The organism is Ruminococcus sp. AM31-15AC, from assembly GCF_003462045.1.
GTDB classification, from domain to species: domain Bacteria; phylum Bacillota; class Clostridia; order Oscillospirales; family Ruminococcaceae; genus Hominimerdicola; species Hominimerdicola aceti.
Genome location: NZ_QTYG01000014.1, coordinates 1 through 13,694 on the forward strand (window position 1 = coordinate 1; position 13,694 = coordinate 13,694).

Sequence of the window (13,694 nt, forward strand, 5' to 3'; positions counted from 1 at the left end):
ATATATTTATGCTGTTCGTAAGAAACTAAAATTGTTAACTTTTTTTGAAATTCTTTGCAACAGAAAGACTTCTGAAACACATTCTTCCGCAAGACTTTCGTTTTTTAATATCTTATAAGCAATTATATATGCTTTACTTTTACATTCTTTATACAGTATCTCAAAAGCTGAGATATCTTCCTCATCATCGATCAATGCCATATATATCGGCAGCATACAATCACTCCCTTCCTATCTCCATTTCAGAATATTATCCGTTTCCAAATTAAGTATATCATGTTTTCATACACCATGCAACAAGGTTCTCTAACATTTTACTTCTGTCGGATGCCGACTTAAACCTGCATAACAAAAGCGGCAAAGATCGCCACTCTGAAAAAGCTGTAAAAAGTCAGCAAGCTGCGGTAAAATAGAAATAACACAGGAGGTTGATTTTTTAGATGTATGATATTAAGACAGCAAAGGCATTTGAACCAAAGGTAGTAAAAAAGCGTCAAAAAGACATTTCAGGTACAGATCACGCTTGTTCTCGTCTTTGATCTTTTCAGTTTTCCTTTTTCTGTTTTTCTCAATTCGGGATCGTAGTGGCAGCGCCCTCTGCCAAGCCTTGTATCATGTGAAAGTCGCTGTGCGACTTCTTCTGGTTCTCTCTCATCGTCGCTCCTGCGATTCCCCATATTCACTATACCAAAGATTTCAAAATCCGTCAATGGCTATCCTCAAGATGTATGCAGCGGATAATGGTTTTAGTAATACCGTTTACTATGTCGATGACGTGGTTTTGGGAACAACTTTCGAGCGTGACGGATTCAAAGCAATGATGACGGACATCGAGGAGGGTAAGAGCTGAGATCTAGGATGAACTGATCCGTGGACTTATGAATGTTGTCGGCGGAAATTTGAACAGACCTTTGTCTATGGCAGATATGGATAAAGCTCTTGAAGATATAGAGCTTTTACTCAAGGAGCATTGGAGCGTCTTTCATGCTTTTATGATAACTCAGCCGGATCTATGCTTTATTGAAAAATGGGAAAGCTGTACCAAGCTCAAATTCAAACTGCGTTATCCCGAAAAGGTCACAATAAAAAACTATGTCCTTATCGCTGAAATGGTGGCTTCCGCTGTAAACGGTGCATACACCTTTCTGGCTGTCCTCACCGGACAAGGTCAGCACCAAAGACCTGAAAGAGATCATCTTTGAGGTCATGGATAATATTGTTGAGATACTCTAAAGTCCGAACACTTTTTGCATTTTTGTAGTGGTAAATTGATTGCTTTTGTGCTATGATGATAGTAAGCCGAATGAACGTAATGCTTACGATCAGTTGCGGTGCAAAGGCGATTTTAATTTTAACAAGGAGGATATTTTATGGAAAACATCATTATCGTAAATTTTGCGTTGAAAGCGAGGGCTTTCAAGCGCTTTCAGAGCTTAAAGCAAGGTCAGTGACAAATGATTATGTCGTATCTCAGGCTATCATCGCAAAGAATACCGAGGGCTCGATCAAGACACTTGACGGCTTCGACACGGGTGCGCAAACATCGAATGATACCGCTGTCAGTGGTCTTATCGGTTCCCTCCTCGGTATCGCAGGCGGACCGCTTGGAATGATGATCATGGGCGGCTACGGTGCCTTGATCGGCAGTGCTGTGGACTGGAGCGATGCGGCTGAGGTAGCAGCAGAGGTCGATGAAGCTGCAAGAGCGCAGGAGTAAGATCGCATCACAGTTTGCCGAGATAAGCAGCAAATTCAAGAAATAATATCACGGAGGGATCGGCGATCCAACTTTTGAGGGCTGAATTTTCTATTTGGAAAGGCTGTAATAATAAGACACGGATAGCCGTCTGAAGCAGGACGGTTATCCGTGTCTGAGTGTATTCGGCAGCTAAGGCAGGTATTATAAGTACGCAAATGATATCAGATTTTTTACCCCTAAGCAGTGATATGATTGTATGTCATATCCTGTTTTTCTTTCTCATCAGCTTATTTTCATACATTCGCTCATCAGCGGTCTTGAGCAGCTCGCTTACAACATTTTCACTGTAAGGAGCACTTGCCCACCCTATGCTCGCTGTTATCTCGTAGGGCTTGTCGGGACTTCGACCCACAGCTTCGAGTGTTTTTAAAAAGCGTTCTGTCCGTCTTTGCGGTTCATCATCAGCGTATTTTCCTATCCCTATAAGACAAAACTCATCACCGCCTGTGCGTACACATATCTCATCATTACTGGTAATGCTCTGAACAACATTCGAGACGGTTCTGATCCCATAGTCTCCTTCAGCATGGCCAAAGGTGTCATTTATCGCCTTCAAGCCGCCCATATCTGTTCTAAGTACCATTGCAGTATCGTCAGGGGCGGCATTCTGAGCCTTTTCGTGCAGCCAGCTTTTCATGCCGCAGCGGTCTGACAAACCTACAGTGAAAACACGGCTGTACAGCTTAATGATAACCTTTCAATCATTCTGTACTGTCTGATCTGAGTCTGTGCAGCGTGAGCGGTACTCCTTGGGAGAGCAGCCGCCGGCGGATCTGAACTGCCTGTTGAAGTTCGAGAGGTTGTGATATCCGCATTCAAAAGCTATATCTGCAACGCTTTTGTCGGTGTCTCTCAAAAGCTCTCTTGCAAGCTTCAGGCGCAGCTGGGCTATATATTCCATTGCTCCGACGCCGGTTTCCCTCTTGAATGCACCCATGAAATAGCTTTTGCTCAGGTGAACAACGCCCGCAAGCTGGTCTATGGTGAGGGGCTCAGTAAAATGCTCATTGATGTACTCTATCGCGGGGCGCATCAGTGAGCTTTTTTTTACAAAACCGTTCCTTGAAATGCTGCCGCTCTCATAGAGCAGGAACATGAACCGCAGCAGCTCGCTTTTTATCAGCATATCAAGAAGGGGCGTGTCACCCTTGGCGGCACTTATCATATTTTCCACCGTGGTCAGAAGCTCGCTGTAATAGCAATGCTCGGGGGTAATGTGAGTTTCTATACTGTACGCTCCTGAAATGAGAGGTGCGATAAACGCGTCTGCGGCACGGTCATTGTCACGGCTGCCCAGCATGGAGCCGTCAAGATCAAGGGTATCGTAGACACATCTCTTGTCATCATGCTGATAAACAGCATGGAGCATGTCAGGCGGTGTCAGCACAATATCGCCCTTGTAAGCTGTAAAGTGTTTATCGCCCGTTATAAAATCACCCTCGCCCTCCAGAATGACATTAAGCTCAAATTCCTTATGCCAGTGCAGCGGAACATTGGGAAAGTATTCGGAAATATTCGAGATATAGTAAGAAAACGGCTTGTCGGCTGTGCTGTGCCGGCGGTGTTCTTTTAATGCGGCTTTTTCCATATAATCACCATAAAAGTATTATAGTATCGGTTTATGATATTATCGGCGTAGATTTTTTCTCCAATATGTAGTATTATATCATACAGAAGCAAGCAAATCAACCCCTTGACGAATATTTATACGGAGGTAATTATTATGGCAAAAAGACCTGACTGGCTCGACGACGCAGTATTTTATGAGATCTATCCCCAGTCCTTCAAGGACACGGACGGTGACGGCATCGGAAATATAAACGGCATCACCGAAAAGCTGCCCTACATCAAGGAGCTGGGCTGCACGGCGATATGGATAAACCCCTGCTTTGAATCGCCATTTTTGGATGCAGGCTACGATGTTTCGGACTATTGCAGGGTAGCCCCCAGATACGGCACAAATGACGACCTCGTCCGTCTGTTCGAGGAGGCTCACAAGCTGGGTATGCACGTTCTGCTTGACCTCGTGCCGGGGCACACCTCATGGGAGCACCCCTGGTTCAAAGAAAGCATGAAGGCCGACCGCAACGAGTTCACCGACCGCTATGTCTGGACGGACAGCGTTTGGGAGGAGCCTGCGGGCTACCCGTCAATAAGGGGCATATCCGAACGTGACGGCAGCTGTGCGGTCAATTTCTTCACCCACCAGCCTGCTCTTAACTACGGCTTCTACAAGCCGAACGCTCCCTGGCAGCAGTCTATGGATTCCGAGGGCGCTGTAGCTACCCGGGAGGCGCTCAAGGACGTCATGCGCTTCTGGCTTTCACGGGGCTGTGACGGCTTTCGTGTGGACATGGCAGGTTCACTTGTCAAAAACGATGAGGATCAGAAGGGCAACATCGCCCTCTGGCAGAACATAAGGGCATTTCTTGACGAGGAATACCCCGAGGCCGCAATGGTCTCCGAGTGGGGAGAGCCTTACCAGAGTCTTGCAGGTGGCTTTCATATGGACTTCCTGCTGCACTTCGGGTCTTCCCACTACAACGACCTGTTCAGAAATGAAAAGCCCTTCTTCAGCGGAGAGGGTGACGCATCGGCGTTTGTGTCCAAATATATGGACAGCTATGAGCGTTCGGAGCGTAAGGGACTGATTTGCATACCCTCGGGCAATCACGATATGGACAGACTCGCCCGCCACATCAAAGGAGAGCGCAGAAAGCTTGTCTTTGCCTTCCTGCTGTCGATGCCGGGAGCACCCTACATCTACTACGGCGATGAGATCGGCATGAACTACGTTGAGGGGCTGAACTCTGTTGAGGGCGGTTACGGCAGGACCGGCTCGCGCTCACCTATGCAGTGGGACAGCTCGGAGAATGCAGGATTTTCTTCCGCTCCGGCAGAGAAGCTCTATATCCCCCTTGACCTCGACCCCGACAGACCGACTGCGGAGAAGCAGATTGCCGTCAATAATTCGTTGTGCAGCGAGGTCAAAAAGCTAATTGCAGTAAGACAGGCGCACAAAGCTCTGCAAAGCCTTGGAGATATCGAGTTTGTCTGCGACGGCGCAAAGGGCAGACCTCTTGCATATGTCAGAAGCTTTGACGGCGAGAGAATACTCGTTGCAGTAAACCCCACCGATTCCGCCTGTGAGCTGACGGTCGGCGGCTCACTTGGAGAGGTTATATACAGCTTCGGGAGCGGTGTAGAGATAAGCGGCAACAGCTGCGTTATCGGAGCAGGCTCGGCAGCGTTTGTGAAGCTTGATTAAAAAGGACAGTGATACTATGCGAATAAGAAATCTTGCGGCTTTTATGGCAGCAATGTCCATAATGCTCAGCTGCACGCTTTCGGTGAGCGGCACTTCATCGGGCAGAACAGTGAACATAACCGTTGATACGGGCAAGGACAGAAAAGCGATCTCTCCCTATATTTACGGCGTTAATGCGGAGCTTATGGAAAATGACGTTTCCTATAAGGCGGTGCGTGCGGGCGGCAACCGCTACAGCGCTTACAACTGGGAAACGAACGCTTCAAATGCAGGAGCTGACTGGAAAAACATCTCCGACGGATATTTTCAGCAGAATGTTCCGGAGGATATGAAGGACAAGCCGGGCTGTGCCGCTCTGAAGCTGAATGAGGTCTGCACCGCAAAGGGCGCATACCCTCTTATGACGCTGCAGCTTGCGGGCTACGTTTCTGCCGACATGAACGGCGAGGTCAGCAAGGCTGAGAGAGCGCCCTCTGACCGCTGGAAAAAGGTTGAACTTGTAAAGGGCGATGAATTCAGCCTGACGCCCAATCTGAATGACGGCACTGTTTATATGGACGAGTTTGTAAACTACCTTGTGAACACCCTTGGCGACTCACAGAACGGCGGCATCAGGGGCTATTCTCTCGACAATGAGCCGGGGCTGTGGAGCAGCACTCACTCACTCGTTCATCCCGAAAAAACCACCTGCGCTGAGATCGTTGAAAAGTCGGTAACTATGTCTAAGGCAGTAAAGGATATTGACCCGAATGCCGAGATATTCGGTCCTGCGCTTTTCGGCTACGGGGCGTTTACGAATTTCGCTGATGCGCCTGACTGGAAAGAGATAAAAAACGACAACCCCGAGTACAAATGGTTTATAGATTACTATCTTGACGAAATGAAGAAGGCAGAGGACGAGAACGGCAGGCGACTGCTCGATGTGCTCGATGTGCATTTTTACACCGAGGCAAAGGGCGCCTGCGGAAAGCGCTACTGCGAGCATTATGGCGATCCCGACTGTGTTTACAATAAGCTGAACTCGACCCGAAGCTTCTGGGACGATACCTACACCGAGGACAGCTGGATAACCGACGCAGGCGCAGAGTTCCTGCCGATACTTCCGGCACTTAAGGAGTCAATAGATACCTATTACCCCGGCACAAAGCTTGCCATCACTGAATATGATTTTCAGGGAGCTTACGATGTCTGCGGTGCTATAATGGAGGCGGACACCCTCGGCATTTTTGCGCAGAACGGGGTCTATGCTGCCAACCTGTTTACAATGGACGCACAGTATCAGCTTGCCGCGATCAATCTGTACACCAACTATGACGGCAGCGGAAGCGGCTTTGGCGATACGCTTGTGTCCTGTACCACGGACGATATCGAGACCTCGACCGCCTATGCTGCAATTAACGGAGATAACGAGGACGTCATCACCCTCGTAGTGACAAACAAGGCGTTTGACGACAAAACGACCGCAAATATCGAGCTTGGAAACGAGTACAAGTACGCTCACCTTTACGGGATAAACAGTATGTCAGCACAGTTATTTGATATGACCGATTCAAACCCGGCTGTGACACTGAACGGCAGCAGCCTGACTCTTGAAATGGAGCCAAGGACGGTATCGCTTCTGGTAATTGCCAAGGATAAGGAAGCTCTTGATACAAGAGAAGCTGTTTCCTCCGCTGCCGAAAAAGGAGAGGGAAAAAGCAGTCTCCCGCTTATCTTGGGGATAGTCGGAGGGGCAGCGGCTCTTGTGGCAGCTATAGTGTTTGCTGTATTCAGGATAAAGAAAACTCAACACTGATCGCAGGTTCTCGGAAACGCCCTGAAAGCGTTTTCGAGGGCTCTTTTGGGCGTTTTAGCGTAATTAAACGTCCGGTTCTACCGGGGACATAAAAAAGCTTCAGCGAACGCTTTAAAACAACCTCCGAATATGATAAAATAGTAGTAATTTGGCGACTGCATTACTAAATTAAAATACACGGAGGTTATAAACAAATGAAATTATGCACCTAACATATAAGGGCTGCCAGTGAATGTAATGCGGTTCTGAACCCTCGGAGTCTCTTGAGGGGCAAAGCCAGTAACAGTTCCTTTTTGGAGCAGAGCAAACCACCACTTTTTTGGTGGTAATGATTATAAAAAGTCACTTTAACTATGCGTGCTAATATCCTCTTTCTAAAATCATCTCCGTCATTTCCTTCTCGGCAACAGACTGCTGTATGAAAAATACAATAAGAAGAATAAGGACTCAGTAACCAAACGGTTATGGAGTCCTTTCTGCTTTCATAAGACAGATAATGTCTGTTAGAACTCTATTTTAAATATGAAATTTCCAGAGCTGAAAGCAAAGATAATTCTGATTTTGAAATATACGGCACAGCGATATTTTTCCAGTTATACTTAAAAATGAGGGCAGTCAGCACATCTGTCATCAGGTTCGGCTGTTTGGTGTCGATCACAGGCGTAAGATCATCACTATGCCGCCCATTGTCATTTTAACGGACAGGGCAATATATCGCCTATGCCTGATCATGCAGCTTGCAGATTCTTTTTGAATCTTTTGTAAACGAGTGCAAATTTCACCCGAGTTCTGTCCTATATAGGTGAAACGTGTATTCAGTTAGAGCAGGCTGGCTCTTTTGACCAAATTTCATTTTTTTACTTGCTGTTTTATATTGCTCGGAACAGATTCAACCAGATCTTTTACAATATGAATCTCTCCACGGAGTGTAGATTGCTTTGTTTTGACACTTTTTACAAAAATTGATTACATTTATTGTTGCTTTATTGATTGCATAAAAGCAAAACCCCTGATTCGAGATGAATCTAGGGGTTTTGCGACAGGCTGAGCGTCCCGAAAAATATCGGAACGCTCTTTTTTTATTTCTTTTTGTCAGAAAGCTCAGTGATTATCTGAATGAACGAATCAACGTCAGAGAAGTCTTTGTAAACGGAAGCGAAACGCACATATGCAACGTGGTCAAGCTTTTTCAGACCCATAAGCACCATATCGCCTATCTCGCTTGTAGTAGTTTCAGTCTGCATTTTGTTTGCAAAGGTGTTCTCTATATCGTCAACAAGGTTTTTCATATCATCAACACTGACAGGACGCTTTTTGATAGCGTTCTGAATGCCTTTTATAAGCTTCTGTCTGTCAAAAGGCTCAAACGAGCCGTCACGCTTGTATACCATAAGCTGTGGCTTTTCGACCACCTCGTAAGTAGTGAAACGCTTTCCACATTTCGGACACTCACGGCGGCGACGCTTTTTTCCCTCGCTTGGACGTGAATCTATTACTCTTGTATCTTCATAGTTGCAAAAAGGACATCTCATTATTAACACTCCTTAGTTAATAGAAAATGTTGTGTGTGATATTGCATATATTGTGCTTTTATTAATTAATTATACCATAGATTGTGGACGATTGCAAGAGGGTATATAAAAAAAGTTGCGGTAAAGGGATTCAGCAGTTTTGCGGCAGACAAACAATAGCATAATTGTAGGGGACGGCGCCTTCGACGTCCTCTACATGGGTAGTGCAATATTTATGCACGGATATGGCAGACTTAAAGGAAGTTTTAGTGTACAAAAAAACAGACAGCAGAAGCCGTCTGTTTGTGTTTGATATATTACTTGTTAAGATATTCGAGATTTTTTTGATAAGCTCGCATCTCTGCTTTACGCAATCAACAGAACGCAGTGGGTCTGACGGAGTGTTGAATGTGTAATCCATAAGCTTGTCGATCGTTGTTGCCGCAACGTGAAGTCTTGTGTCTGATGAAGCGTAGTAAATATACACGTCACCGTTTTCACGAACGATCGCGCCGTTTGTGAATGCAACGTTTGATACGTCACCCACTCTTTCACTGCCGTGTGGTGCAATGAAAAGTCCTGACGGCGAAGCGATTAGCTTGGAAGGGTCTTTAAGGTCAGTTGCAAATACATAAATTACGTATCTAAGACCTGCGGCTGTGTTTCTTACACCATGTGCAATGTGTATCCAACCCTTTGGTGTCTTGATAGGCACTGCGCCTGCACCGTTCTTTACCTCTGTGATTGTGTGATACTGTCTTGGTGAGATAACAACTTCATCTGTGCAGATAACAGGGTTTGTGATGTCTTCGCAAAGACCGAAGCATACTCCTCCGCCTGAGCCGGTTTCGATAAAATCGTCCTGTGGACGTGTGTAGAATGCGTACTTTCCGTCAACGAACTCAGGGTGAAGCACAACGTTTCTCTGCTGTGGTGACTTGGATTTGAGATTAGGAAGTCTTTCCCATGTCTTAAGATCCTTTGTCCTTACGATTCCAGCCTGAGCTGTAGCGGCAGAAAGATCGTTTGAAGTCTTGTCCTTGCTCTCTGAGCAGAATACACCGTATATCCAGCCGTCCTCATGCTGAGTAAGTCTCATATCGTATACGTTTGTTTCCTCCGGTTCAGTGTCAGGAAGCTGAACAGGGAAGTCCCAGAAACGGAAGCCGTCAACAGGGCTGTCGCTTTCTGCTACTGCAAAAAATGACTTTCTGTCATTGCCCTCAACTCTTGCAACAAGGTAATACTTGCCGTTGAGATAAATAGCGCCTGAGTTCAGTACTGCGTTTATGCCCAATCTCTCCATGAAGTATGGATTTGTCTCAGGGTTCATGTCATATTTCCAGATAATAGGTGCGTGTGCGGCTGTCAGAACAGGGTAAACGTATCTGTCATAAATTCCGTTGTAGCTGTCTGATACAATGTTTTTTCTGTTGATGAGAGCCTCATATTTGGCTGTCACCCTTGCTTTGTTTCTTTCAAAATCTGTCATATCAAGCAATTTCCTTTCGGTAAAAAATCTTCTTAAACAAGTATACTATAATAATTCGCTAATTACAAGTACCACTGAAAACATCAAACGATTACATGAAAAAAGTTTTACGAACTGCATAAATACGGTGCATTTTTTACCGCCTGTGTTAATGTTTTCTACAAAAGGCTTTCAAACTGCATATTAAATATTTGAACTTTATATGCATATTTTATACGATATTGATTGTAATATTGTGTTTTAACAATACACATGGATTTCATTGTGCAAAGTGTACAATGAAATTGCTGATAATTGTGCTATAATGGTGATTGACAATAGCTTTATATGTGTTGTATAATTATAGCAAGATTTAATATATGAACTCATCAACTACATACGGACAGCTTTGATGCTAAAATATTGAATTATGGAGGAATATTTTATGAATTACAAAAAGTACATAGCGGCTGTAATGGCTTTGTCAATGGCAACAGGAGTAGCGGGTTGCGGAAGCTCATCAAACTCTTCAAGCAAGGCGGAGGACGATTTTTCTGCAACAGAGAACGTTGCGGTAGCTGACACGGAATCTATCGAGGCTATCCCTGAGGGTGCTGAAAAAGAGATACTTTATCTCGGTGAGGGCGACATTAACCCTACTAAGGGCAGTCCTGAGAAGAGCACAGAGCTTCAGCTTTTTGAGAGCAAGGGCGGAAAGATAAGATTCCAGCAGACTTCAAATGAGGACAGATTTGATAATCTTGCTGCTGCTATCACAGCTAACAAGGATATTCCTGATATATTCAAGTATGAGTGGCTTGCATTCCCTTCACAGGTAGTAAAGGATATGTATCAGCCTATCGACAGCATAGTTGATTTCAGCCAGCCTTTGTGGTCTGCAACAAAGGATACAGCAGATCAGTTCATGCTCAATGGAAAGCACTATGTTGCGCCTCTTGGCTATTCTGCTTCTGCTATGCTCTGCTATGATAAGGATATCATTGACGCAGAGGGTCTTGACGATCCATATGAGCTTTATGTAAACAATGAGTGGACTTGGAAGAATTGGGAGGATATCATGTCCTCATATGTTGGCAACGCACCGGCTGATACTGAGCGTTACGGAGTAAACGGCTTCTTCAGAGCGCACGTTGTTCAGCAGACGGGCAAGCGTCTTGTAAACTATGATCCTGCAACAAACGAGTTTTCAAGTAATCTTAACGACCCTGATATCGAAAAGGCTCAGAACTTCCTTTATAATATGATGAGGACGGACTTATCCTCAACGGCTGGGTAGGCTCTGCAAGAGATTGCTTCAATCAGAACTGCTTGTTCTATGCAATGGGCGAGTGGGCTTACACAGGCAACCAGACTCCAAAGGAGGGCGAGAACTGGGGCGTTGTTCCTATCCCTCGGTATGACGATAATCAGCAGAAGATAACAACGTCTGATATGACAGCTTTCATGTGGGTAAAAGGTTCAACAAGAAGCGAAGCTGTTAAGTGCTGGTTCGAGTGCGTAAGAGCTTCAAAGACAGATCCTAAGTATGAGCAGACAAACAAGGACAAGTTCATGGAGAACAACCCTAATTGGACAGACGAGATGTATGATGTGAAAATGGACGTTGTTTCTGACGATTACCTTATGCTCTTTGACTATGCTTACGGTATATCTTCCGCTCTCGGCGACAGAAAGCAGTTTGACGGAAACCAGTGCCTGGTTGACGCACTCTACAGTGATGCTTCAAATGTTAATGAAGAGGGTGTACAGTCCACATGGACGCAGGTTCGTGAGAAGTATTCTGCAACTGTAGATTCCGAGATCAAGGAACTCAACCAGAAGATCGCAAGCCTTAAATCATAATAAATAACTCCTGATAAAAAAATAACGCAGGCTGTAAAAAGTCTGCGTTATTTTTATGCGTATTTTAGAATAGCCCAAGCCCTAAAGCTGTGCGGACTGTGATGAAGATAAGACCGGCAAAGGCGAGTATGGTAACAGGTGCGGTGAGATAGATGACTATCTTTTTGCCTTGTGAAACGTCAGGGCAGAAGTTTATGAGCCTGAAACTGTCACGATGATACCTAAGCTCTTTTACAAAAAGCACAAGTCCAGCTATCATAAGTCCGAATGAAAGCAGTGCGACAGCAATTATTATCATTGGTGCTGTGCCTGTGATCTGACCTTTTTCAAGTTCTGCGGCAAACTTGTCAAAGTCTATGGAACCAAGTGCGACGCTCTGAATTGCTCCGATAGTGTTCATGGTGAAGTGAAGTATCAAAGACGGGAAGATAGATCCTGTTTTTGCAACCATAAAGCAGGCGCACATACCCATAACAGCCGCATAGAGTATTTGCTGATAGCTTCCATGCCAAAGACCGAATGTCAGCCCCACCATTATAATGCCTGTGAGCTGACCGCACTTTTCGGCATTTCTGAAAAGCGTACCCCTGAACATAAGCTCCTCAAAAAACGGTGCAAGCACTGACATTGCCAGCACGCTCGTTATGCCGCCCAGGGCAGTGCCGCTTGAGGTGAAGTCAACGCCTTTAAGGCTCGTTCCCGAAGCTTTCTGCACATATGAGAAAATAAATGTGTTGATATAATTTGAGGCATAGATAAGACCGAATGATATGACGATCCATTTTGCGACCCATTTTGCAGGCATTGAGGGCTTTCTGAAACAGGCTGTTATTTTAAGCCCCTCTTTTTTGCCACTCACAAGTCTGAATACCACAAGAACTATCGGCACAACCACGAGATACTGTATGCAGTAGCTCACAAGCTGAGCGATATCCTCATAGTAGGCGGACTTTCCTGCGATATGGTACACCACTAAGTCGCCAAGTCTTATAAGTGCGATATCAAGCATATAGAAAATTATCACCATAAGTGAATTTACGTTTGAGGTTTTCCGTATAAGTTTTATTGTATCGTTATTCATTTTATGATCTCCATATTTGCGTTAGGTGTTTTACAAGAAAATTATATCACAGGTGGAGTTTTGTGTCAATCGAAACGTTGTTGTCAGTGAGGAATTAGGAGTGAGGACTTATGGTATCGCCTGCGGCGATGTATTTTTTGTATGAAAAAAGACCGCCCTATGATGAGCGGTCTTTTGGTTGAAAGTTTTTAAAAGGCGGGCGAACACTGTTCGTCCCTACAAATCAACAGTTGTATGTACTGCGATATTAGAGCTTAACTATCTCGCCGTACTGCTCTCTGCCTGCACCTACAGCATTTGACTCGTCTGTATCAATGTGCATAGCAAGAGCGAACTTGTCGCTTACTCTGATAACAGTGTCGCAGAGGATAGCTGTTCTTTCTGCAGACTCTATCTTTACTGCAACGATATCCTTATCCTTTACGCCGAATGTTTCAGCGTCAGCAGGTGTCATATGGATATGTCTTTTAGCAACGATAACGCCCTCAGAACACTCAACTTCGCCACATGGGCCAACAAGCTTGCAAGCGCCTGAGCCTGCTGTGTCGCCTGACTCTCTGATAGGAGCGGCAACACCGATAGAACGTGCGTCTGTAGCTGAAAGCTCGATCTGGTCTGCTTTTCTTACAGGACCGAGGATAGATACGTTTGCAAGTTCTTTCTTAGGACCTACAACTGTAACTCTCTCCTCACAAGCAAACTGACCAGGCTGTGAAAGATCTTTCTTCTTTGTAAGTGTTGCACCCTTTCCGAACAGTATCTCAAGAGTTTCCTGAGTAACGTGAACGTGACGTGCAGATGTTTCAACGATAAACTTTGGCATGATGAACATTCCTTTCAATTATTGTATTTACACTTCTATTTTACTACTATTTTCGCCACAGGTCAAGGGGTAATTTAACTTTGGATAACAAATTTTTTGTCATGTTGATCAAAAAAACAGCGG

The 13,694-nt window shown here is 45.1% G+C and carries 14 protein-coding genes and 1 pseudogene; 7 read left to right on the forward strand and 8 right to left on the reverse strand.

The features are described from left to right. Window positions 1-6: 6 nt before the first annotated feature. Window positions 7-216: a hypothetical protein gene (locus tag DW793_RS05830; RefSeq protein WP_118157342.1), complete on the reverse strand. Its 210-nt coding sequence runs from the start codon at window positions 214-216 to the stop codon at window positions 7-9. 290 nt (window positions 217-506) lie between these two features. Continuing rightward, complete coding sequence (locus DW793_RS14445; RefSeq protein ID WP_147342165.1) at window positions 507-710, reverse strand: hypothetical protein; 204 nt, start codon at window positions 708-710, stop codon at window positions 507-509. Between the two features lie 2 nt (window positions 711-712). Here DW793_RS14445 and DW793_RS05835 point away from each other — a divergent pair. From DW793_RS05835 to DW793_RS05845, 3 genes and pseudogenes are all read left to right on the forward strand, one after another. Further along, window positions 713-844, forward strand: a pseudogene (locus DW793_RS05835) (resolvase); the annotation flags it as partial. 55 nt (window positions 845-899) lie between these two features. After that, window positions 900-1,202 (forward strand): hypothetical protein, encoded by a 303-nt coding sequence (locus tag DW793_RS05840; RefSeq protein ID WP_147342166.1) that lies wholly within the window; start codon window positions 900-902, stop codon window positions 1,200-1,202. A gap of 101 nt (window positions 1,203-1,303) precedes the next feature. Then, the gene (locus DW793_RS05845; protein ID WP_147342167.1) at window positions 1,304-1,717 is read left to right on the forward strand and encodes a hypothetical protein; all 414 of its coding nucleotides are present in this window, start codon (window positions 1,304-1,306) and stop codon (window positions 1,715-1,717) included. Between the two features lie 241 nt (window positions 1,718-1,958). On the opposite strand, the gene DW793_RS05850 is transcribed toward DW793_RS05845, so the two are convergent. Both DW793_RS05850 and DW793_RS05855 read right to left on the reverse strand, forming a co-directional pair. Continuing rightward, window positions 1,959-2,414 (reverse strand): GGDEF domain-containing protein, encoded by a 456-nt coding sequence (locus DW793_RS05850; protein ID WP_290126975.1) that lies wholly within the window; start codon window positions 2,412-2,414, stop codon window positions 1,959-1,961. A gap of 42 nt (window positions 2,415-2,456) precedes the next feature. After that, window positions 2,457-3,347: an AraC family transcriptional regulator gene (locus DW793_RS05855; protein WP_118157346.1), complete on the reverse strand. Its 891-nt coding sequence runs from the start codon at window positions 3,345-3,347 to the stop codon at window positions 2,457-2,459. Between the two features lie 135 nt (window positions 3,348-3,482). On the opposite strand from DW793_RS05855, the gene DW793_RS05860 reads away from it, so the two are divergent. Continuing rightward, window positions 3,483-5,027, forward strand: a complete 1,545-nt coding sequence (locus DW793_RS05860) for an alpha-amylase family glycosyl hydrolase (RefSeq protein ID WP_118157347.1) — start codon at window positions 3,483-3,485, stop codon at window positions 5,025-5,027. A gap of 16 nt (window positions 5,028-5,043) precedes the next feature. Continuing rightward, window positions 5,044-6,822 (forward strand): glycoside hydrolase family 44 protein, encoded by a 1,779-nt coding sequence (locus DW793_RS05865; protein ID WP_118157348.1) that lies wholly within the window; start codon window positions 5,044-5,046, stop codon window positions 6,820-6,822. A gap of 1,079 nt (window positions 6,823-7,901) precedes the next feature. Here DW793_RS05865 and nrdR read toward each other — a convergent pair. Both nrdR and DW793_RS05875 read right to left on the reverse strand, forming a co-directional pair. Next, entirely contained in the window at window positions 7,902-8,354 is a 453-nt protein-coding gene (nrdR, locus tag DW793_RS05870) for a transcriptional regulator NrdR (RefSeq protein WP_022288601.1), read from the reverse strand. A gap of 130 nt (window positions 8,355-8,484) precedes the next feature. Next, window positions 8,485-9,825 carry a glycoside hydrolase family 130 protein gene (locus DW793_RS05875; protein WP_290126976.1) on the reverse strand — a complete coding sequence of 447 codons (1,341 nt, stop codon included), beginning with the start codon at window positions 9,823-9,825 and terminating at the stop codon, window positions 8,485-8,487. A 424-nt stretch (window positions 9,826-10,249) separates the two neighbouring features. On the opposite strand from DW793_RS05875, the gene DW793_RS05880 reads away from it, so the two are divergent. Both DW793_RS05880 and DW793_RS05885 read left to right on the forward strand, forming a co-directional pair. Further along, window positions 10,250-11,101 (forward strand): extracellular solute-binding protein, encoded by an 852-nt coding sequence (locus DW793_RS05880; protein WP_181988304.1) that lies wholly within the window; start codon window positions 10,250-10,252, stop codon window positions 11,099-11,101. Window positions 11,102-11,145: 44 nt separating this feature from the next. Beyond that, window positions 11,146-11,667 carry a hypothetical protein gene (locus tag DW793_RS05885; RefSeq protein WP_118157350.1) on the forward strand — a complete coding sequence of 174 codons (522 nt, stop codon included), beginning with the start codon at window positions 11,146-11,148 and terminating at the stop codon, window positions 11,665-11,667. 64 nt (window positions 11,668-11,731) lie between these two features. Here the strand turns inward: DW793_RS05885 and DW793_RS05890 are convergent, their stop codons facing one another. Beyond that, complete coding sequence (locus DW793_RS05890; protein WP_118157351.1) at window positions 11,732-12,748, reverse strand: CPBP family intramembrane glutamic endopeptidase; 1,017 nt, start codon at window positions 12,746-12,748, stop codon at window positions 11,732-11,734. A 247-nt stretch (window positions 12,749-12,995) separates the two neighbouring features. After that, window positions 12,996-13,571, reverse strand: coding sequence for a PduL/EutD family phosphate acyltransferase (locus DW793_RS05895; protein ID WP_242988978.1), 576 nt, complete (start codon window positions 13,569-13,571; stop codon window positions 12,996-12,998). Between the last annotated feature and the right edge of the window lie 123 nt (window positions 13,572-13,694).

Coding starts and splice junctions, on each gene's coding strand:
- DW793_RS05830 (WP_118157342.1), bottom strand. CDS start 216: ATGCTGCCGATATATATGGCATTGATCGATGATGAGGAAGATATCTCA.
- DW793_RS05845 (WP_147342167.1), top strand. CDS start 1,304: ATGAACGTAATGCTTACGATCAGTTGCGGTGCAAAGGCGATTTTAATT.
- DW793_RS05855 (WP_118157346.1), bottom strand. CDS start 3,347: ATGGAAAAAGCCGCATTAAAAGAACACCGCCGGCACAGCACAGCCGAC.
- DW793_RS05860 (WP_118157347.1), top strand. CDS start 3,483: ATGGCAAAAAGACCTGACTGGCTCGACGACGCAGTATTTTATGAGATC.
- DW793_RS05865 (WP_118157348.1), top strand. CDS start 5,044: ATGCGAATAAGAAATCTTGCGGCTTTTATGGCAGCAATGTCCATAATG.
- nrdR (WP_022288601.1), bottom strand. CDS start 8,354: ATGAGATGTCCTTTTTGCAACTATGAAGATACAAGAGTAATAGATTCA.
- DW793_RS05875 (WP_290126976.1), bottom strand. CDS start 9,825: ATGACAGATTTTGAAAGAAACAAAGCAAGGGTGACAGCCAAATATGAG.
- DW793_RS05880 (WP_181988304.1), top strand. CDS start 10,250: ATGAATTACAAAAAGTACATAGCGGCTGTAATGGCTTTGTCAATGGCA.
- DW793_RS05885 (WP_118157350.1), top strand. CDS start 11,146: ATGGGCGAGTGGGCTTACACAGGCAACCAGACTCCAAAGGAGGGCGAG.
- DW793_RS05890 (WP_118157351.1), bottom strand. CDS start 12,748: ATGAATAACGATACAATAAAACTTATACGGAAAACCTCAAACGTAAAT.
- DW793_RS05895 (WP_242988978.1), bottom strand. CDS start 13,571: ATGCCAAAGTTTATCGTTGAAACATCTGCACGTCACGTTCACGTTACT.